The organism is Streptomyces sp. NPDC091371, from assembly GCF_040684275.1.
GTDB lineage: Bacteria > Actinomycetota > Actinomycetes > Streptomycetales > Streptomycetaceae > Streptomyces.
In genome coordinates this window covers 132,988-152,288 of the sequence record NZ_JBFBFP010000015.1, presented here as the reverse complement: position 1 = coordinate 152,288, position 19,301 = coordinate 132,988, and the positions used below count along the sequence as shown (strand labels likewise).

General features: G+C 72.5%; 16 protein-coding genes. 15 read left to right on the top strand and 1 reads right to left on the bottom strand.

What is annotated here, in order from left to right; all coding sequences use genetic code 11:
• Positions 1-21 precede the first annotated feature (21 nt).
• The 13 genes from AB0O21_RS18970 (at position 22) to AB0O21_RS18910 (ending at position 16,929) form a co-directional block, all read left to right on the top strand.
• Positions 22-294: an acyl carrier protein gene (locus tag AB0O21_RS18970; protein ID WP_365172283.1), complete on the top strand. Its 273-nt coding sequence runs from the start codon at positions 22-24 to the stop codon at positions 292-294.
• A 102-nt stretch (positions 295-396) separates the two neighbouring features.
• The gene (locus AB0O21_RS18965; protein WP_365172282.1) at positions 397-1,353 is read left to right on the top strand and encodes an aromatase/cyclase; all 957 of its coding nucleotides are present in this window, start codon (positions 397-399) and stop codon (positions 1,351-1,353) included.
• 21 nt (positions 1,354-1,374) lie between these two features.
• A complete protein-coding gene (locus AB0O21_RS18960) occupies positions 1,375-3,159 on the top strand; it encodes an acyl-CoA dehydrogenase (protein ID WP_365172281.1) in 1,785 nt (594 codons plus the stop codon).
• Positions 3,156-3,962, top strand: coding sequence for a 4'-phosphopantetheinyl transferase superfamily protein (locus AB0O21_RS18955; protein ID WP_365172280.1), 807 nt, complete (start codon positions 3,156-3,158; stop codon positions 3,960-3,962). Before AB0O21_RS18960 ends, AB0O21_RS18955 begins: the two co-directional genes overlap by 4 nt.
• A 66-nt stretch (positions 3,963-4,028) precedes the next feature.
• Positions 4,029-5,939, top strand: coding sequence for a condensation domain-containing protein (locus AB0O21_RS18950; RefSeq protein WP_365172279.1), 1,911 nt, complete (start codon positions 4,029-4,031; stop codon positions 5,937-5,939).
• Between the two features lies 1 nt (position 5,940).
• Entirely contained in the window at positions 5,941-7,149 is a 1,209-nt protein-coding gene (gene metK / locus AB0O21_RS18945; protein WP_365172278.1) for a methionine adenosyltransferase, read from the top strand.
• Between the two features lie 82 nt (positions 7,150-7,231).
• A complete protein-coding gene (locus AB0O21_RS18940; protein ID WP_365172277.1) occupies positions 7,232-8,224 on the top strand; it encodes a carbohydrate kinase family protein in 993 nt (330 codons plus the stop codon).
• Positions 8,221-11,673 carry a methionine synthase gene (gene metH, locus AB0O21_RS18935; protein ID WP_365172276.1) on the top strand — a complete coding sequence of 1,151 codons (3,453 nt, stop codon included), beginning with the start codon at positions 8,221-8,223 and terminating at the stop codon, positions 11,671-11,673. The genes AB0O21_RS18940 and metH overlap by 4 nt, the downstream gene beginning before the upstream one ends.
• 133 nt (positions 11,674-11,806) lie before the next feature.
• Positions 11,807-12,670, top strand: a complete 864-nt coding sequence (gene metF, locus AB0O21_RS18930) for a methylenetetrahydrofolate reductase [NAD(P)H] (RefSeq protein ID WP_365172297.1) — start codon at positions 11,807-11,809, stop codon at positions 12,668-12,670.
• A 38-nt stretch (positions 12,671-12,708) separates the two neighbouring features.
• Positions 12,709-14,145 carry an adenosylhomocysteinase gene (gene ahcY / locus AB0O21_RS18925; RefSeq protein ID WP_365172275.1) on the top strand — a complete coding sequence of 479 codons (1,437 nt, stop codon included), beginning with the start codon at positions 12,709-12,711 and terminating at the stop codon, positions 14,143-14,145.
• A gap of 156 nt (positions 14,146-14,301) precedes the next feature.
• Positions 14,302-15,807: an acyl-CoA carboxylase subunit beta gene (locus AB0O21_RS18920; protein ID WP_365172296.1), complete on the top strand. Its 1,506-nt coding sequence runs from the start codon at positions 14,302-14,304 to the stop codon at positions 15,805-15,807.
• Between the two features lie 13 nt (positions 15,808-15,820).
• Positions 15,821-16,021: an acyl-CoA carboxylase epsilon subunit gene (locus AB0O21_RS18915; protein ID WP_365172274.1), complete on the top strand. Its 201-nt coding sequence runs from the start codon at positions 15,821-15,823 to the stop codon at positions 16,019-16,021.
• A gap of 11 nt (positions 16,022-16,032) precedes the next feature.
• Positions 16,033-16,929, top strand: a complete 897-nt coding sequence (locus tag AB0O21_RS18910) for an MBL fold metallo-hydrolase (RefSeq protein ID WP_365172273.1) — start codon at positions 16,033-16,035, stop codon at positions 16,927-16,929.
• Between the two features lie 23 nt (positions 16,930-16,952).
• Here AB0O21_RS18910 and AB0O21_RS18905 read toward each other — a convergent pair whose 3' ends face one another.
• Positions 16,953-17,366: a helix-turn-helix domain-containing protein gene (locus tag AB0O21_RS18905; RefSeq protein WP_365172295.1), complete on the bottom strand. Its 414-nt coding sequence runs from the start codon at positions 17,364-17,366 to the stop codon at positions 16,953-16,955.
• A gap of 168 nt (positions 17,367-17,534) precedes the next feature.
• Between AB0O21_RS18905 and AB0O21_RS18900 the strand changes: the two genes are divergently transcribed.
• Together AB0O21_RS18900 and AB0O21_RS18895 are read left to right on the top strand one after the other, a co-directional pair.
• A complete protein-coding gene (locus AB0O21_RS18900) occupies positions 17,535-18,335 on the top strand; it encodes an alpha/beta hydrolase (protein ID WP_365172272.1) in 801 nt (266 codons plus the stop codon).
• Positions 18,336-18,368: 33 nt separating this feature from the next.
• Positions 18,369-19,268 (top strand): DMT family transporter, encoded by a 900-nt coding sequence (locus AB0O21_RS18895; RefSeq protein WP_365172271.1) that lies wholly within the window; start codon positions 18,369-18,371, stop codon positions 19,266-19,268.
• Positions 19,269-19,301: the final 33 nt, after the last annotated feature.

Sequence of the window (19,301 nt, the reverse complement as noted above, 5' to 3'; positions counted from 1 at the left end):
CAACGGAAGAGAGGCAGATTCATGGGACAGGAGCAGTTCGAACTCGCGGACCTGGTCAGGCTGCTGCGCGCCTGCGCGGGCGAGGCCGAGGGGGCCGACCTCGACGGGGACATCCTCGACAGCACCTTCGCGGACCTCGGCTACGACTCGCTGGCGATGCTGGAGACCACCGGCCGGGTGGAGCGCGACCACGCCGTGCAGCTCGACGAGGAGGAACTCGACGAGGCGTACACCCCGCGCCGCTACCTCGACATGGTCAACCGGGCGCTGGCCGCCGCACGCGCCGCCGTCTGACCGCCTCCTCTGACCGTCCCCGAACGGTCCTCTAGCGGACTTCCAGCCACCTTCCGGCGGGCTCGGGCACATTCGTGGTCCTAGGGCGAGAGAGGTGGACCGATGTCACTCGAGCGGACACATCACAGGGCTTACACGGTGGACATGGACGCACCCGCGGGCGTGGTGTACGGCCTGATCGCCGACACCACCCAGTGGCCCCTGCTCATGCCGCCCAGCGTGCACGTCGAACGGCTCGACTTCGACGGGACCGAGGACCGGTTCCAGATGTGGGTCACCGCCAACGGCCAGGTCAAGTCCTGGTTCTCCCGCCGGGCCATGGACCCCGTCGCCCGCCGCGTCGAGTTCCGCCAGGAGACCCCCGCGGCGCCCGCGCTCAGCATGGGCGGCCGCTGGACCGTGGAGGAACTCGGCGCGGGCCGCTCCCGCCTCACCCTCGACCACGACTTCACCGTGGCGCCCGGCCGCCCCGACGACGCCGCCTGGGTCGGGCTCGCCACCGACACCAACAGCAGGGCCGAACTCGACCGCATCAAGGAGACCGCCGAGCGCTGGGCGCGCCTCGACGAGCTCGTCCTCACCTTCGAGGACAAGATCAAGGTCCAGGCGCCGCCGGAGCTGGTCTACGACTTCCTCTACCGGGCCGACGCCTGGCCCGCGCACCTGTCGCACGTCACCCGCGCCCGGGTCACCGAGGACGCCCCCGGCATCCAGCACGTCAGCACGGACACCCTCGGCGCCGACGGCACCCGGCAGACCACCGAATCCGTGCGGATCTGCTTCCCGGCCGCCTACCGGCTCGTCTACAAGGAGACCCCGGCCACCCCGCTGTTCGCCGCGCACACCGGTGAATGGGCGCTGTTCCCCGACGAGTCCGGCGTCACCGCCGTCTCCCGGCACAGCGTCCTGCTGCGCGAGGAGGCCGTCGCCGAGGTGCTCGGCCCCGACACCGACCTCGCCGCAGCCCGTGCCTACGTGCGCCAGGCGCTCGGCCGCGACAGCACGGCCACCCTCGCCGTCGCCGCACACCACGCGGAATCCGCTGTCCGCAGCCTCTGACCAGGGAGTTGAGCTCCGGACATGACGACTTCCCTGGCCCCTGTCGGCCTGCCCGCCGGCCTGCCCGCCACCGCCCTGCCCCCACTGGGCGCACCCGAGGCGGCCGCCCGCGCCGCACGCCTCGAAACGCTGCTCGGAGACCCGCACGACCCCGCCAACCGGCACGGCATCGCCGCCCTCGCCGGAGCCGACGCGCGGCGCCGGCCCCCGGCCGCCACCGAGGAACTGCTCGCCTCGGCCGGGCTCGGGGCCGAGTTCGTGCCCGCCGCCGAGGGCGGCCGGCTCACCCGCGCCGACCTCCTCGCCCAGGTGCTGCGCCCGGTGTTCCGGCGCGACGTGGCCCTCGGCTTCGGGTACGGCATCACCTCGCTGTTCGCCTCCGCCGCGGTATGGGCCGAGGGCACCCCGGAGCAGCGCGCCGAACTCGCCGGGGTGCTGCTCGGCGGCGGCCGGGCGTCGATCGTGCACCACGAGCTCGCCCACGCCAACGGCATCCTGCGCGACGAGTTCACCGCCGAACCGCGGCCCACCGGCGGGTACCGGCTCAGCGGCAGCAAGGACGTCATCCTCAACGCCGCCCGCTCCGAGGCGTACGTGGTCTACGCGCGCACCGCCCCGGCCCGCGGCCCCCGCAGCCACTCCGTCTTCCTGGTCGACTCGGACGCGATCGAGCGCGCCCGCGCCGCCGGCAGGCTCACCCACCTGCCCCGCGTCACCACCCACGGCATGCGCGGAGGCCTCTTCTCCGGGCTGGAGTTCAGCGGCTTCCCGCTGCCCGGGCACGCCCTGGTCGGGGAGGAGGGCCAAGGGGTGGCCCTGGCCCTGCGCACCTTCCAGGTCAACCGGTGCCTGATCCCCTCCGTCGCCGTCGCCGCGGCCGACACCGTCCTGCACTCCGCCGTACGGGCCGTCACCCAGGGCCGCAGCGCCCCCCTGGCCCGCCGCTGGCACAAACCGCTCGCCGGGGTCTTCGCCGACCTGCTCGCCGCCGACAGCATGGCCACCGTGTCGCTGCGGGCCCTCAGCCTGCTGCCGGCGCACGTCAACGTGCTGGCCGCGGCCGTCAAGTACGTCGTACCGGACCTGATCCGGGAGAACCTGGAGGAGCTGGCCGGCGTGCTCGGCGGCCACGGCTACGTGCGCGGCGACGCCCAGTACGGGGCCCTGGACAAGCTGGTCCGCGACCTCCCGGTGGCCGGCCTCGGCCACGCCGGAACCGCCGCCTGCCAGGCCGTCATCGTGCCCCAGCTGCGCGGCCTGGCCGAGCGCTCCTGGTTCCGCATGCCCGAGCCGCCCCCCGGCCTCTTCGCCGACGGGGCCCGGCTCCCCGACCTCGACTACCGCCGGCTCGGCATCGCCGGCGGCGACGACTTCCTCGCGGCCACCCTCGTCGGCGCGGCCGACCGGCTCGGCGCGGCCCTGCGGCTCGGCGGCCAGATGGCGGCCCTCGCCGAACTCGCCGACGGATTCGCGGGCGAGCTGCGCGAGCTGCGCACCCGCTGCGCCGCACTGCCCGCGGGACGGGCCACGCTGGCCGGCCCCGGGGTGGCGGTGCTCGCCGACCGGTACGCGCTGCTCCTGGCCGCCGCCTCGGTCCTCGGCACCTGGGAGGCCCAGGACGGCACGGACCCCTTCCTCGCCGACCCGGCGTGGGCCGTGCTCGCGCTCACCCGGATCGGCAGCCGCCTCGGCATCGCCGTGCCCGACCTGCCCGAAGGCTGCCTCGCCCAGGTGCTCGACGAGCTGATCCGCCGCCACCGCGCGGGCCGCAGCTACGACCTGGTCGGGACGGAGCTCACCCGATGACGCCGCCCGTCCACGTCACCGGGCCCGACGGCCCCTGGGAAGAGGTGTCCGCGGGGCTGGAGCTGCGCGGCAGCGTCGTCGTGTACGCGACCTGGGGCGAGTGGCTGACCGCGGCCCTCGCCGACGCCTCGCTGCGCCCGCTGCTCGGCCGGGACTGGCAGCGCTACCGCCGCACTCCCGACGCGGCGGTCCGCTACCGCTTCGTCACCTCGCGGATGGTCGTCAAGTACACGGCGGCCGCCGCGCTGAGGACCGAGCCGGCCGCGCTCGACCTCTCGTACCGGATCGGTGGACGTCCGTACATCCGCGGCATGAGCCAGATCGACCTCAGCCTCAGCCACACCGAGGACCTCATCGCCGTCGGGATCAGCCGGATCGGCCGGATCGGCGTGGACGTGGAACCGGCCGGCCGGCGGATGTCCTTCGAGCTGCTGAAGGACCGCGTGTGCATCCCCGCCGAGGCCGCCGAACTCGACCGGATGCCCCCCGACCGGCAGGCCGCCGAGATGCTGCGGCTGTGGACCCTCAAGGAGGCCTACACCAAGGCGCTGGGACAGGGGCTGAGGCTGGCGTTCACGGAGTTCGGATTCGGCCTGTCCGACGGCGCGTTCCTCGGCCCCGACGGCAGTCCGGCGGCCGGAGGCGGCTCCTGGCGGTTCGCCACGCACCGGGTGCTGGGGCGGTACCTGCTCAGCACCGCCCGGTCCGACACCGGGCTGGACACGGCACGCGACACGGCCGTCGACACGATGTTCGACGAGGGGTTCATGGGAGCCGTGGAGGCCGAACTCGAAGCCGGCTGAGGCCGGGACCCCACGAACGCGCGAGACCCCGATCAGGAACCGGACAGGAGAGGAGGAAGGAACGCGATGAGCGCGGCCCGCCAGAGCTTCCGCACGGGCACCGGCCCGCGCCCGCTGCCCGTACCCGCCTCGGCCCTGCAACGGGACCTGCTGCTCGACACGCTGGAGCGCCCGGGCGCCGGGATCCACGCCGGGCAGCTGCTGGTGCGCTGGTACGGGCCGCTGGACGCGGCACGGTTCGACGCGGCCTGGCAGACCCTCCACGACACGGACGCCGCCCTGCGCACCGCGCTCGCCGACCCCGCCGGAGAGCTGCCCGTGATGGCCGTCCACCCGCGGGTGGAGCCGCGGATCGCGCACCACGACCCGGGCGGCCCCGACTGGCACACCCTCGTCCGGGCGGAGCGGCTGCGCGCGTTCGACCTGCACCGGCCCGGACAGCTGCGGATCCTGCTCGGGGCGCAGGGAGCGCCGCCCGGGGCCACCCGGATCCTGTTCACCTACCACCACGCCTTCCTCGACGGGCGCAGCGTGCGCGGCCTGCTGCGCGCGTTCCTGCGCGCCTACCTCGCCGACGGCAGACCGCTGGGCGGCGAGCGCCGGCCCGACGTACGCGACCACGCGCACTGGCTGTCCCGCCAGGACACGGCGGCCGCCCGGGAGTTCTGGTCGCGGGCGGCGCCGCCGCCCGGGGCGGTCACCCTGCCCGCCCTGCCGGTTTCGGGGGAGCCGGGCCGCTCCGGCCACGGCTGGAGCCGGGAACGGCTCACGCCGCCGGAGGTCGCCCGCCTGCGGGCCTGGGCCGCGGGCCACGGGGCGACCGAGTCGACCGCCCTGCACGCCGTGTGGGCGCTGCTGCTGTACCGGGCCGCCGCTGCCGCCGAGCTCGCCGATCCGGTGCCCGTCGCCTTCTCCGCGGCCGTCTCCGGCCGGGGCATCGCCCTCGCCGGAGCCGAGCTGCTCTCCGGGACGCTGCGCAGCTCCCAGCCGCTGTCGGTGCGCGTCCGGGCCTCGATGCCGGTGGCGCTGCTGCTGGAGGAGCTGAGCCGGCAGGCCCTGGACCGCGCGGCGTACGAATGGGTGTCCGCCGGCCAGATCGAGCAGTGGGCGGCGGGGGCGGGCCGCCGAGAGGACGGGGCGGACGCGCCGCCGCCCGTCGAGTCGCTCGTCGTCTTCGAGCCGGGGACCGCGAACGCCGCCGTCCTCGGCCCGGTCGCGGACGAACTCGCCGAAGCAGGGGTACGGGTGGACCCGCCCGAGGTGATCGACGGGCACGCCGCGGTGCCGTTCGCCCTCGCCGCCCACCACGACGCCGAGGGCGGCCTGGTCCTGACCGGCGGACACGACCGCGCCCGGCTCGCGGACGCCGACGCGGCCGCGCTGCTCGCCCAGGCCGCCATGCTGCTGAGCGCCCTGCCCGACCCGCGGACCGCCCCCGACGTGGCCGGGGTCCTGGAGCTGCTCGACGGTGTGCCCGTACCGCGCCTGTCGTCCGGGCCGCCCGCCCCGGCGCGGATCCTGCGGGCGGCCGCCCGCCCCGGGGCGGGCACGATCTGCCTGCTGCCGCCGCCGGGTTCGCCGCCCGGCTGCTACGACGGCCTTCCCGAGCTCTACGACGGCCCGCAGGCCCTCGCCACCGTGGCCACCCTCCCCGACGGGCAGGACCCCGCCCGCTGCCTGCGGGCCCTTCGCCCCGCGCTCGCCCGGGGCGAACCCGTCCTGATCGGCGGGTTCTCCGGCGCGGGCGAAGCCGCCCGGCAGACCGCCGAGCGGGTCGCCGCACACGGCTGGCCCCCGCCGCCGGTCGCCATCGCCGGCGTCGCGGACGGCGGGCCCGGCCCGCTGCGGACGCTCGCCATCGCGCTGGCGGCCGCGGTGCGGAGCCCGCGCTCCACGTCCGCCCCTCCAGTCCGGCCGGCCTCCCCGGCATCACCGGCTCCCCCCTCAGTCCCCTCCGTCCCAAACCACCAGGAGTGACATGTCCCGCCGTCTGTTCACCTCGGAGTCCGTGACCGAGGGCCACCCCGACAAGATCGCCGACCAGATCAGCGACACGATCCTCGACGCGCTCCTCACCGAGGACCCGACCTCGCGCGTCGCCGTGGAAACCCTCATCACCACCGGTCTCGTGCACATCGCGGGCGAGGTGACGACGAAGGCCTACGCGCCGATCGCGCAGCTCGTCCGCGAAAAGATCCTCGAGATCGGCTACGACTCGTCCGTCAAGGGCTTCGACGGCGCCTCCTGCGGCGTCTCCGTCTCGATCGGCGCGCAGTCCCCGGACATCGCGCAGGGCGTCGACACGGCCTACGAGAGCCGGGTCGAAGGAGATGAGGACGAGCTCGACAAGCAGGGCGCCGGCGACCAGGGCCTGATGTTCGGCTACGCCACCGACGAGACCCCCGAGCTGATGCCGCTCCCGATCCACCTCGCGCACCGGCTCTCCCGCCGGCTGTCCGAGGTTCGCAAGAACGGCACGCTGCCGTACCTGCGCCCGGACGGGAAGACCCAGGTCACCATCGAGTACGACGGCGACGCGGCGGTCCGCCTGGACACCGTGGTCGTCTCCTCGCAGCACGCCTCCGACATCGACCTGGAGGGGCTCCTCGCCCCCGACATCCAGGAGCACGTGGTCGAGTACGTACTGGCCCAGCTCGCCCAGGACGGCATCAAGCTCCAGACCGAGGGCTACCGCCTGCTCGTCAACCCGACCGGCCGCTTCGAGATCGGCGGCCCGATGGGCGACGCCGGCCTCACCGGCCGCAAGATCATCATCGACACGTACGGCGGCATGGCCCGCCACGGCGGCGGCGCCTTCTCCGGCAAGGACCCGTCGAAGGTCGACCGCTCGGCCGCCTACGCGATGCGCTGGGTCGCGAAGAACGTGGTCGCCGCCGGCCTCGCCTCGCGCTGCGAGGTCCAGGTCGCGTACGCCATCGGCAAGGCCGAGCCCGTCGGCCTCTTCGTGGAGACCTTCGGCACGGAGAAGACCGAGATCACCAAGATCCAGGACGCCATCGCCGAGGTCTTCGACCTGCGCCCGGCCGCGATCATCCGCGACCTGGACCTGCTCCGCCCGATCTACGCCCAGACCGCCGCCTACGGCCACTTCGGCCGCGAGCTGCCGGACTTCACCTGGGAGCGCACCGACCGCGCCGAGGCCCTCAAGGCCGCTGCCGCCCGCTGACGGCTCCTCCTGCACCTGCCCTTCCTCCCCGCCCCACCCCGCCGACAGCGAGAGCCGGCCCCAACCCGCCCCAGGAGACCCCGTGCGTATTGCGGTGACAGGATCCATCGCGACGGATCACCTCATGGCCTTTCCGGGCCGGTTCGTCGACCAGCTCCTTCCCGACCAGCTGGAACACGTCTCGCTGTCCTTCCTCGTCGACTCCCTGGAGGTCCGGCGGGGCGGGGTGGCGGCCAACATCGCCTACGGCCTCGGCGTGCTCGGGCTCGACCCGCTGCTCGTCGGCGCCGTCGGCCCCGACTTCGGCGAGTACGAGGTCTGGCTCAAGGAGCACGGCGTGGACACCGGCGGAGTGCACGTCTCCGCCGGACACCAGACCGCCCGGTTCATGTGCATGACCGACCAGGACTCCAACCAGATCGCCTCCTTCTACGCGGGCGCGATGGCGGAGGCCTCCGACATCGACCTGCGCCGGCTCGTCGCCGCCGCCGGCCCCCTGGACCTCGTCCTCGTATCGCCCAACGACCCGGCCGCGATGGTCCGCCACACGGAAGAGTGCCGCGCCCTGGGCATCCCCTTCGCCGCCGACCCCTCCCAGCAACTGGCCCGCCTCTCCGGCGACGAAGCGCGCAGCCTCGTCGAAGGAGCCCGCTGGCTGTTCACCAACGAGTACGAGTCGGCGCTGCTGCGCGAGCGCGCCGGGTGGAGCGCCGAGGACGTACTCGCCCGCGTCGACACCTGGGTGACCACCCTCGGCGCGAAGGGCGTGCGCATCGAACGCCAGGGCGCCCCGGCCATCGTCGTGGACGCCATTCCCGACGTGCCCGCCGAGGACCCGACCGGCGTCGGCGACGCCTTCCGCTCCGGATTCCTCGCCGCCATCAGCAAGGACCTCCCGCTGGAGGCGGCGGCCCAGCTCGGCTGCGCGATGTCGGCACTGGTCCTGCGCGCCGTCGGCTCCCAGTCGTACGAAGCCGACCGCGCCGAACTGCTGCGCACAGTGCGGACGGTGTACGGGCCGGACGCCGGGCAGCGGCTGGAAGCCGTACTGGACCCGCGCGGAGGCACCTCATGACCCGGGCCGACGCACTGCGCGAAGCGCTCGCCACCCGTGTGGTCGTCGCCGACGGAGCCATGGGAACGATGCTCCAGGCGCAGGACCCGTCGATGGAGGACTTCCAGCAGCTCGAAGGCTGCAACGAGGTCCTGAACGTCACCCGTCCGGACATCGTGCGCACGGTCCACGAGGCGTACTTCTCGGTGGGAGTGGACTGCGTCGAGACGAACACCTTCGGCGCGAACTACGCCGCACTGGCCGAGTACGACATCGCGGAGCGCAACTTCGAGCTGTCGGAGGCGGGCGCCCGGATCGCCCGCGAGGTCGCGGACGAGTTCACCGCCTCCACCGGGCAGCAGCGCTGGGTCCTCGGCTCGATGGGACCGGGAACGAAGCTGCCGACGCTCGGCCACATCACGTACGACAAGATTCGCGACGCCTACCAGGTGAACGCGGAGGGCCTCCTCACGGGCGGCGCCGACGCACTCCTCGTCGAGACCACACAGGACCTGCTGCAGACGAAGTCCTCGATCATCGGCGCCCGCCGGGCCATGGACGCCCTCGGGGTGTCCGTTCCCCTCATCTGCTCGGTGACGGTGGAGACCACCGGCACCATGCTCCTCGGCTCCGAAATCGGTGCGGCCCTGACCGCCCTGGAGCCGCTGGGCATCGACATGATCGGTCTGAACTGCGCGACGGGCCCGGCGGAGATGAGCGAGCACCTGCGCTACCTCGCCCGGCATTCGCGTATCCCGATCTCCTGCATGCCGAACGCCGGCCTGCCCGTCCTGACGAAGGACGGCGCGCACTACCCCCTGTCCGCCGCCGAGATGGCCGACGCCCAGGAGGGCTTCGTCCGCGAGTACGGGTTGTCGCTGGTCGGCGGGTGCTGCGGTACGACGCCGGAGCACCTGCGGCAGGTCGTGGAGCGGGTGCGGGGCGCGGCGATCACCGCACGGACCCCGCAGCCCGAGCCGGGTGCGGCTTCGCTGTACCAGACGGTGCCGTTCCGGCAGGACACCTCGTACATGGCGATCGGCGAGCGGACGAACGCGAACGGCTCCAAGAAGTTCCGCGAGGCGATGCTGGAGGCCCGTTGGGACGACTGCGTCGAGATGGCGCGGGACCAGATCCGTGAGGGCGCGCACATGCTCGACCTGTGTGTCGACTACGTGGGCCGTGACGGGGTCGCGGACATGGAGGAGCTGGCGGGGCGTTTCGCGACGGCTTCGACGCTGCCGATCGTTCTGGACTCGACCGAGGTTCCCGTCATCAAGGCGGGCCTGGAGAAGCTGGGCGGGCGTGCGGTCATCAACTCGGTCAACTACGAGGACGGCGACGGCCCCGAATCGCGTTTCGCGAAGGTCACCCGGCTGGCGCGGGAGCACGGTGCCGCGCTGATCGCGCTGACCATCGACGAGGAGGGCCAGGCCCGCACGGTCGACCACAAGGTCGCCATCGCCGAGCGGCTGATCGAGGACCTGACCACCCATTGGGGCATCCGCGAGTCGGACATCCTCATCGACACCCTGACCTTCACGATCTGCACGGGCCAGGAGGAGTCCCGGGGCGACGGCATCGCGACCATCGAGTCGATCCGCGAACTGAAGCGGCGTCATCCCGACGTGCAGACCACCCTGGGCCTCTCGAACATCTCGTTCGGCCTCAATCCCGCTGCCCGCGTCCTGCTGAACTCGGTCTTCCTGGATGAGTGCGTGAAGGCGGGTCTGGACTCGGCGATCGTGCACGCCTCGAAGATCCTGCCGATCGCCCGTTTCGACGAGGAGCAGGTCAACACGGCACTCGACCTGATCTACGACCGCCGTGCCGAGGGCTACGACCCGCTGCAGAAGCTGATGGCCCTCTTCGAGGGCGTCAACACCAAGTCCCTGAAGGCCGGCCGGGCCGAGGAGCTCCTCGCGCTGCCGCTCGACGAGCGGCTGCAGCGCCGGATCATCGACGGCGAGAAGAACGGCCTGGAGGCCGACCTCGATGAGGCCCTGCAGACCCGCCCGGCGCTGGACATCGTCAACGACACCCTTCTGGAGGGCATGAAGGTCGTCGGCGAGCTGTTCGGCTCGGGCCAGATGCAGCTCCCCTTCGTCCTCCAGTCGGCCGAAGTGATGAAGACGGCCGTCGCCCACCTCGAACCGCACATGGAGAAGTCCGACGCCGAGGGCAAGGGCACCATCGTGCTCGCCACGGTCCGCGGCGACGTCCATGACATCGGCAAGAACCTCGTCGACATCATCCTCACCAACAACGGCTACAACGTCGTCAACATCGGCATCAAGCAGCCCGTTTCCGCGATCCTGGAGGCCGCGCAGGAGCACAAGGCCGACGTCATCGGCATGTCGGGCCTGCTCGTGAAGTCGACCGTGATCATGAAGGAGAACCTGGAGGAGCTCAACCAGCGCAAGCTGGCGGCCGACTACCCGGTCATCCTCGGCGGCGCCGCCCTCACCCGCGCCTACGTCGAACAGGACCTCCACGAGATCTACGAGGGCGAAGTCCGCTACGCCCGCGACGCCTTCGAAGGCCTGCGCCTCATGGACGCGCTCATGGGCGTCAAGCGCGGCGTCCCCGGCGTCGAGCTCCCTCCCCTGAAGCAGCGCCGCGTAGCCAAGCGGGACACGCCCGCCCTCCAGGTGGCGGAGCCCGATCCCGGCGGCCGGTCCGACGTGGTCGTCGACAATCCGCTGCCCGCCCCGCCGTTCTGGGGGACCCGTGTCGTCAAGGGCATCCCGCTCAAGGACTACGCCTCCTGGCTGGACGAGACCGCCCTGTTCAAGGGCCAGTGGGGCCTGAAGTCGCCCGACTCCATCGAGACGGACGGGCGGCCCCGGCTGCGCGGCTGGCTCGACCGGCTGCACACTGATGGACTGCTCGAAGCGGCCGTCGTGCACGGGTACTTCCCCTGCGTGTCCAAGGGTGAGGACCTGATCATCCTGGACGAGAACGGCTCCGAGCGGACCCGCTTCACCTTCCCGCGCCAGCGCCGCGGCCGCCGCCTCTGCCTCGCCGACTTCTTCCGGTCCGAGGAGTCGGGAGAGACCGACGTCGTCGGCCTCCAGGTCGTCACCGTCGGCAGCCGCATCGGCGAGGAGACGGCCCGGCTCTTCGCCGCCGACGCCTACCGCGAGTACATGGAGCTCCACGGCCTCTCCGTCCAGCTCGCCGAGGCCCTCGCCGAGTACTGGCACGCCCGCGTCCGCGCCGAACTGGGCATCGCCGGATCCGATCCGGCGTCCATGGCCGGCATGTTCCGCACCGAGTACCAGGGCTGCCGCTACTCGCTCGGCTACCCCGCCTGCCCCGACCTGGAGGACCGCGCGAAGATCGCCGACCTGCTCCGGCCGGAACGGATCGGCGTCCACCTCTCGGAGGAGTTCCAGCTCCACCCCGAGCAGTCCACCGACGCCATCGTCATCCACCACCCCGAAGCCTCGTACTTCAACGCGCGCTGACCGACCCCTACGGAACGGAAAGGAACGAGCCGTGGCCATAGTCCTCACCGAGCATCCGGCGCTCTCGCCTCCCGCGCCCGCGCCCACGCCCGCACCACCCGCAGCCGTACCCGCGGCCCGTCCCCGCCCCGACGTGCGCGAGCTGCTGGCCAGCGGCCGGCGCTCGTTCTCCTTCGAGTTCTTCCCGCCGAAGACGGAAGCGGGGGAGCGCACCCTCTGGAAGGCGATCCGGCGCATCGAGGCCCTCTCGCCGTCCTTCGTCTCCGTCACCTACGGTGCGGGAGGCTCCTCCCGCGACCGCACGGTCGAGGTCACCAAGCGCATCGCGACCGAGACCACGCTGCGCCCGGTGGCCCACCTGACGGCGGTCGGGCACTCGGTCGCCGAGCTGCGGCACATCATCGGCCAGTACGCGGACGCCGGGATCCGTGACGTCCTCGCGCTGCGCGGTGACCCGCCGGGCGACCCGAAGGGCGTGTGGACCCGGCACCCGGAGGGCTTCACGCACGCGCACGAACTCGTCAGCCTGATCCGCAGGCTGGGCGACTTCACCGTCGGCGTCGCCGCCTTCCCCGAGCGGCACCCGCGTTCGCCCGGCTGGACCGAGGACATCCGGCACTTCGCCGCCAAGTGCAGGGCGGGCGCCGACTACGCGATCACGCAGATGTTCTTCCAGGTGGAGGACTACCTGCGGCTGCGCGACCGGCTGGCCGCCGTCGGCTGCCTCACCCCGGTCATCCCCGAGATCATGCCCGCCACCGACGTACGGCAGATCCAGCGCTTCGCCGAACTGAGCGACGCCCACTTCCCCGAACACCTCGCCCGCCGCCTGGAGGCCGCGCGCGACGACGCGGCCGCCGGCCACGCCATCGGGGTCGAGTACGCGACCGCCATGGCCGAGCGGCTGCTCGCCGAGGGCGCCCCCGGCCTGCACTACATCACCCTCAACCGCTCCACGGCGACCCGAGAGATCCACCAGAACCTGAACGTCAACTGACGCTGCACGCCGACGCCGCCCACACCCCGGAGTAGTCCATGCCCAGCCAGTCCACCGACACCGCCACCTCCACCGCCGAGTTCACCGATTTCAAGGTCGCCGACCTCTCCCTCGCCGCCTTCGGCCGCAAGGAGATCACCCTGGCCGAGCACGAGATGCCCGGTCTGATGTCGATCCGGCGTGAGTACGCGGCGGCCCAGCCGCTGGCCGGCGCCCGCATCACCGGCTCCCTGCACATGACCGTGCAGACGGCCGTGCTCATCGAGACCCTCGTCGCCCTCGGCGCCGACGTCCGCTGGGTGTCGTGCAACATCTACTCGACGCAGGACCACGCGGCCGCCGCCATCGCCGCGGCCGGGATCCCCGTCTTCGCCTGGAAGGGCGAGACGCTGGAGGAGTACTGGTGGTGCACGGAGCAGGCGCTGACCTGGCCCGGCCACGCGGGACCCAACATGATCCTCGACGACGGCGGTGACGCCACCCTCCTCGTCCACAAGGGCGTCGAGTTCGCCAAGGCCGGCTCCGTCCCGGACCCGTCCACCGCGGACAACGAGGAGTACGCGCTCGTCCTCGGCCTGCTGCAGAAGAGCACCATCGACTGGGTCACCCTCGCCGCCGACATCCGCGGCGTGACCGAGGAGACCACCACCGGTGTCCACCGCCTGTACGAGATGCACCGTGAGGGCGCCCTGCTGTTCCCGGCGATCAACGTGAACGACGCCGTGACGAAGTCGAAGTTCGACAACAAGTACGGCTGCCGCCACTCCCTGATCGACGGCATCAACCGCGCCACCGACGTCCTCATCGGCGGCAAGACGGCCGTGGTCTTCGGTTACGGCGACGTCGGCAAGGGGTCCGCCGAGTCGCTGCGCGGCCAGGGCGCCCGCGTGATCGTCACGGAGATCGACCCGATCTGCGCCCTGCAGGCGGCGATGGACGGCTACCAGGTCGCCACCCTCGACGACGTGGTGGAGACGGCCGACATCTTCATCACCACCACGGGCAACAAGGACATCATCATGGCCGCGGACATGGCCAAGATGAAGCACCAGGCGATCGTGGGCAACATCGGCCACTTCGACAACGAGATCGACATGGCGGGTCTGGCCAAGGTCGAGGGCATCGTGAAGGACGAGGTCAAGCCGCAGGTCCACACCTGGACGTTTCCCGACGGCAAGGTCCTGATCGTGCTGTCGGAGGGCCGTCTGCTGAACCTGGGCAACGCGACGGGCCACCCGTCCTTCGTGATGTCGAACTCGTTCGCGGACCAGACCCTCGCGCAGATCGAGCTGTTCACGAAGCCGGAGGAGTACCCGACCGACGTCTACGTGCTGCCCAAGCACCTGGACGAGAAGGTCGCCCGCCTCCACCTCGACGCGCTGGGCGTCAAGCTCACCACCCTGCGCCCGGAGCAGGCCGCCTACATCGGCGTGCAGGTCGAGGGCCCGTACAAGCCGGACCACTACCGCTACTGAAGCCGCCACCCGCCCGCCCCGTCGCAGCCGGCGGGGCGGGCGGGCCCGGCAGCCGGCAGCACCTCCCCACCGCCCCGGAGGAATCCCGTGACCATCAGTGACGTCGCCCCACCCCCCGTCCAGGACCGTGCCGCGGAACTGGCCGAGATCAAGGCCATGGCCATCGCCGGGCCCGACCCGAAGGCCACCGAACGGCAGCACGCCAAGGGCAAGCTGACGGCGCGGGAGCGCATCGGGGCGCTCCTCGACGAAGGCTCCTTCCACGAGATCGAGGCGCTGCGCCGGCACCGGGCCACCGGCTTCGGCTTGGAGCACAAGAAGCCCTACACCGACGGGGTCGTCACCGGCTGGGGCACCGTCCACGGGCGGACCGTGTTCGTGTACGCGCACGACTTCCGCATCTTCGGCGGCGCGCTCGGCGAGGCCCACGCGCAGAAGATCCACAAGGTGATGGACCTCGCGGTGGCCGCCGGCGCCCCCCTGGTCAGCCTCAACGACGGCGCGGGAGCCCGGATCCAGGAGGGCGTCACCGCCCTCGCCGGCTACGGAGGCATCTTCCAGCGCAACACGAAGGCCTCCGGGGTCATCCCGCAGATCTCCGTGATGCTCGGCCCGTGCGCCGGCGGAGCCGCGTACTCCCCGGCCCTGACGGACTTCGTGTTCATGGTGCGCGAGACCTCGCAGATGTTCATCACCGGCCCCGACGTGGTGCGCGCGGTGACCGGCGAGGAGATCACCCAGAACGGGCTCGGCGGCGCCGACGTGCACGCGGGCGTGTCGGGCGTGGCGGCCTTCGCCTACGACGACGAGGAGGGCTGCCTGGAGGACGTACGGTTCCTGCTGTCGCTGCTGCCCTCCAACAACCGCGAGACCGCACCCCGCGAGGAGACCGGCGACCCCGCCGACCGGCGCACCGACGCCCTCCTCGGCCTCGTGCCGGCCAACCCGAACCAGGCCTACGACATCCGCAAGGTCATCGAGGAGATCGCCGACGACGGCGAGTACTTCGAGGTCCAGCCGGGCTGGGCGCAGAACGTCGTCGTCGCCCTGACCCGGTTCGACGGCCACGTCACCGGGATCGTCGCCAACCAGCCCTCCGCGATGGCCGGGGTCCTCGACATCCACGCCAGTGAGAAGGCCGCCCGCTTCGTGCAGTTCTGCGACGCCTTCAGCATTCCGCTGGTCACCCTCGTGGACGTGCCCGGCTTCCTGCCCGGCGTCGACCAGGAGCACAACGGCATCATCCGGCACGGCGCCAAGCTGCTGTACGCGTACTGCAACGCGACCGTCCCGCGGATCCAGCTGATCCTGCGGAAGGCCTACGGCGGCGCGTACATCGTCATGGACTCGCGCTCCATCGGCGCCGACCTCTCCCTGGCCTGGCCGAGCAACGAGATCGCGGTGATGGGCGCCGAGGGGGCGGCCAACGTCATCTTCCGCCGGGAGATCGCGGCGGCCGAGGACCCGGACGCCGAACGGGCGCAGAAGATCAAGGAGTACCAGACCGAGCTGATGCACCCGTACTACGCCGCCGAGCGCGGCCTCGTCGATGACGTCATCGACCCGGCCGAGACCCGCTCCGCGCTCATCGGCGCGCTCGCCATGCTGCGCACCAAGTACGCGGACGCCCCGTCCCGCAAACACGGCAACCCGCCGGTGTGAGGGGCCGGTACCCATGACCACGCCATGGAAGATCACCGGCGGCCACCCCTCCGCGGAGGAGACCGCCGCCCTCACCGCCGTCCTCACGGCCCTGCTGGCACGGCGGACCGCCGCCGCGCCGGCTCCGGCCGCCGGCGATCGGGTTCCCGACAGCGGCTGGCACCGCGCCCATCACAACCCGCACGCCGCCGCGGGGACGTGGCGCGGCCGGTGAAGGGGCATGCCGTGCACGTCATCGAAGTGGCCGAGGGCGTCCACGCGTACGTCCAGCCCGACGGCGGCTGGTGCCTGAACAACGCGGGCATCCTCACCGACGGGCACCGCAGCGTGCTGGTCGACACCGCCGCGACCGAGGCCAGGGCCCGGCAACTGCGCCGGGCCGCCCTGCGGCTGGCGCCGCGGCCCCCGCACGCCGTGGTCAACACCCACTTCCACGGCGACCACACCTACGGCAACTTCGTCTTCCCCGAGGCCCTGACCATCGGCCACGAGAAGACCCGCACGCTGGTGGACGCGGCCGGGCTGCACATGGCCGGACTGTGGCCGGACGTCCGCTGGGGCGACATCGAGATCACCCCGCCCGAACTGACCTTCCGGGACCGGATGACGCTGCACGTGGGCGACGCCGTCCGCGCCGAGCTCGTGCACATCGGCCCGGCCGCGCACTCCGTCGACGACACCGTGGTCTGGCTGCCCGAGCAGGGCGTGCTGTTCACGGGCGACCTCGCGATGAACGGGGTCACCCCCTTCTGCGTCATGGGCTCCGTCGCGGGCTCCCTGCGGGCCCTGGAGCGGCTGCGGGCCCTGGGCGCGACCACGATCGTCCCCGGGCACGGCCCGGTCGGCGGCCCGGAGGTCCTCGACGCCAACGAGGCGTACCTGCGCTGGGTGCAGGGGCTGGCCAAGGAGGGCGCGGCGGCCGGGGTGAGCCCCGCGGAGCTGGCCCGCGCCACCGACCTCGGCCCGTACGGCGGGCTGCTCGACGCGGAGCGCCTGCTCCCCAACCTGCACCGCGGGTACGCGGAGGAGCAGGGGCTGCCCGAGGGCGCCCCGCTCGACATCGGGGCCCTGTTCGAGGAGATGGCCGGCCACCACGGGCGCCGGCCGGACTGCCGGGCCTGAGCCCCTGCGCGCGCGGCGGCTCGTCAGCGGGCCTCGCGGACCAGGTGGCGGGCCAGGACCTCCAGGGCCTCGGTCACCTCGGGCAGCCGCTGCGCCTCCGCCTCGCCGAGCGCCCTGGCCAGGGCCTCCTCCACCTTGGACGCCCCGGCGGCCCGTACGGCGGCCACGCGCGCGGAGACCCCGGGGGCCTGGCGGACCAGCGTGCGGCGGCGGTCGGCGGGGTCGGGCGCGGTCTCCACGGACCCGGCCTCCCGCAGGCGGGCCACGGCGCCGGAGACCTGGCTCTGCGGCAGTCCCGTGCGCAGGGCCGTCTCGCCCACGGTGGTGTCCGGGTGCGCGGCGACGTCCCCGGCCACGATGACCACGGCGCGGGTGCTGCCGGCGTACTGGCCGGAGCCGCCGGGGGGTTCGGGCAGGGCTTCTTCGCCGAGCTTCATCAGAGCCCGGCCCAGCAGGAACAGTTCGATGCCATCCACCCCGCCAAGATACATCAGGGTCGATGCATCTCTCGCAATGCATCTCTCTTGATGTATCTGTTTCGATGGGTTAGCCTGATCGCAGAGCAGCGGACGAAGGGTCCGCGCCGATCGATCCGGGGGGTCGTCATGTCCGTCGCAACCACGCTGCACCACCAACTCCAGGGCAACGGACCGCTGCTGGTCATCTCGCAGAGCGGCGAGGGGGACGCGGACCGCACGGTGGACCTGGTCCCGCACCTCACCGACGAGTACACCGTCCTGACCTACGACCGCCGGGGCCTCTCGCGCAGCCGGTCCGATCGGGCCACGAGCCTTGCCGAGCACGCGGAGGACCTGCACCGGCTGCTGGCCGCCATCACCGACGAGCCGGTGCTGATGCTCGGCTGCAGCCTGGGCGCCGTCATCGGACTGCACCTGGCCGCCCGGCACCCCGGGCAGATCTCCACCCTGATCGCCCACGAGCCGGTCGCCCCGCGACTGCTGCCCGAGGCCGGCCGCGCCCACCACGAGGCGGAGCTCGCCGCACTCCAGGAGACCTACCGCACGGGCGGACTCGCCGCCGCCTTCCCCGAGATGGCACGGGTGCTCGGCATCGACCTCTCCCGGCGGGACGTGGAGCCCGGCCTGACGCCCCAGCCCCTGGACGAGCGGCGGCTGGCGAACTTCGACTACTTCATCCGGCACGACTTCTCGGCGATCATCCAGGACACCCTCGAACCGGCCGAGCTCCCCCGCACCACGACCCGGATCCTCCCGGCAGTGGGCGCGGCCACCCCGCAGACCGTCTTCGACCACCAGTGCGCCACCGCTCTGGCGGAGCTGCTCGGCACCGGGATACACACCTTCCCGGGCGGCCACAACGGCAACACCACGCACCCGAAGGCCTATGCGGCCGCCCTCAAGGCGACGCTCCGGAAATTCGGCTGAGGCGGGCGGAGCGGCATGAGTACGTTGGCCCGTATGGATCACACGGCCGAGGGCCACAGAACCGACCATCGTGCCCTAGCGGCGGCGGCCGTCACCGTCGTCCTCTGGGCCTCCGCGTTCGTCTCCATCCGGGCGGCGGCGGCCCATTACCACCCTGGAGCACTCGCCCTGGGGCGCCTCCTGACGGCATCGGCCGCGCTCGCGGTCGTGCTGCTCGTCAAGCGGGTCCCCCCACCGCCGCGCCAGGCCTGGCCCGGCATCCTCGCCTCCGGAGTGCTGTGGTTCGGCCTCTACATGGTGGCGCTGAACTGGGGCGAGCAGGGCGTGGACGCCGGCACGGCGGCCATGATCGTGAACATCGGCCCGATCGTCATCGCCCTGCTCGGAGGGTGGCTGCTGCGGGAGGGCTTCCCGCCGATGCTGCTGGCGGGCATGGGCGTGTCCTTCGCCGGCGCGGTCGTGGTGGGCCTGTCCACCTCCGACGGAGGCTCCTCCTCCGTCACGGGTGTGCTGCTCTGCCTGCTCGCGGCACTCACCTACGGGGCCGGAGTGGTCGCGCAGAAGCCCGCCCTGCAGTACGCGACCCCGATCCAGGTGACCACGTACGGCTGCTTCGTCGGCACGGCGGTCACGCTGCCCTTCGCCTGGCAGCTGCTCACCCAGGTGACCGAGGCCCCGCTGACGGCCACGCTCAACATGGTCTACCTCGGCCTGTTCCCGACCGCGCTCGCCTTCACCACCTGGACGTACGCCCTCTCCAGGACCACCGCCGGGAAGATGGGGGCGACCACCTACGCGGTGCCCGCCGTCGTCGTGCTCATCGCCTGGATCGCCCTGGACGAGATACCCGGCCGGCTGACCCTGCTCGGCGGCGCGATCTGCCTGGCCGGAGTGGCCGTCTCCCGCAGACGCCCCGCCCGCGCGGCGGCCTGACGGGGAGGTCTGACGGGGAGCCGGCTCAGGGTT

Bases quoted from the DNA above. Each gene is read 5' to 3' on its own strand.
- AB0O21_RS18970 (WP_365172283.1), top strand. From the start codon at position 22: ATGGGACAGGAGCAGTTCGAACTCGCGGACCTGGTCAGGCTGCTGCGC.
- AB0O21_RS18965 (WP_365172282.1), top strand. From the start codon at position 397: ATGTCACTCGAGCGGACACATCACAGGGCTTACACGGTGGACATGGAC.
- AB0O21_RS18960 (WP_365172281.1), top strand. From the start codon at position 1,375: ATGACGACTTCCCTGGCCCCTGTCGGCCTGCCCGCCGGCCTGCCCGCC.
- AB0O21_RS18955 (WP_365172280.1), top strand. From the start codon at position 3,156: ATGACGCCGCCCGTCCACGTCACCGGGCCCGACGGCCCCTGGGAAGAG.
- AB0O21_RS18950 (WP_365172279.1), top strand. From the start codon at position 4,029: ATGAGCGCGGCCCGCCAGAGCTTCCGCACGGGCACCGGCCCGCGCCCG.
- metK (WP_365172278.1), top strand. From the start codon at position 5,941: ATGTCCCGCCGTCTGTTCACCTCGGAGTCCGTGACCGAGGGCCACCCC.
- metH (WP_365172276.1), top strand. From the start codon at position 8,221: ATGACCCGGGCCGACGCACTGCGCGAAGCGCTCGCCACCCGTGTGGTC.
- ahcY (WP_365172275.1), top strand. From the start codon at position 12,709: ATGCCCAGCCAGTCCACCGACACCGCCACCTCCACCGCCGAGTTCACC.
- AB0O21_RS18920 (WP_365172296.1), top strand. From the start codon at position 14,302: ATGGCCATCGCCGGGCCCGACCCGAAGGCCACCGAACGGCAGCACGCC.
- AB0O21_RS18915 (WP_365172274.1), top strand. From the start codon at position 15,821: ATGACCACGCCATGGAAGATCACCGGCGGCCACCCCTCCGCGGAGGAG.
- AB0O21_RS18905 (WP_365172295.1), bottom strand. From the start codon at position 17,366: ATGAAGCTCGGCGAAGAAGCCCTGCCCGAACCCCCCGGCGGCTCCGGC.
- AB0O21_RS18900 (WP_365172272.1), top strand. From the start codon at position 17,535: ATGTCCGTCGCAACCACGCTGCACCACCAACTCCAGGGCAACGGACCG.
- AB0O21_RS18895 (WP_365172271.1), top strand. From the start codon at position 18,369: ATGGATCACACGGCCGAGGGCCACAGAACCGACCATCGTGCCCTAGCG.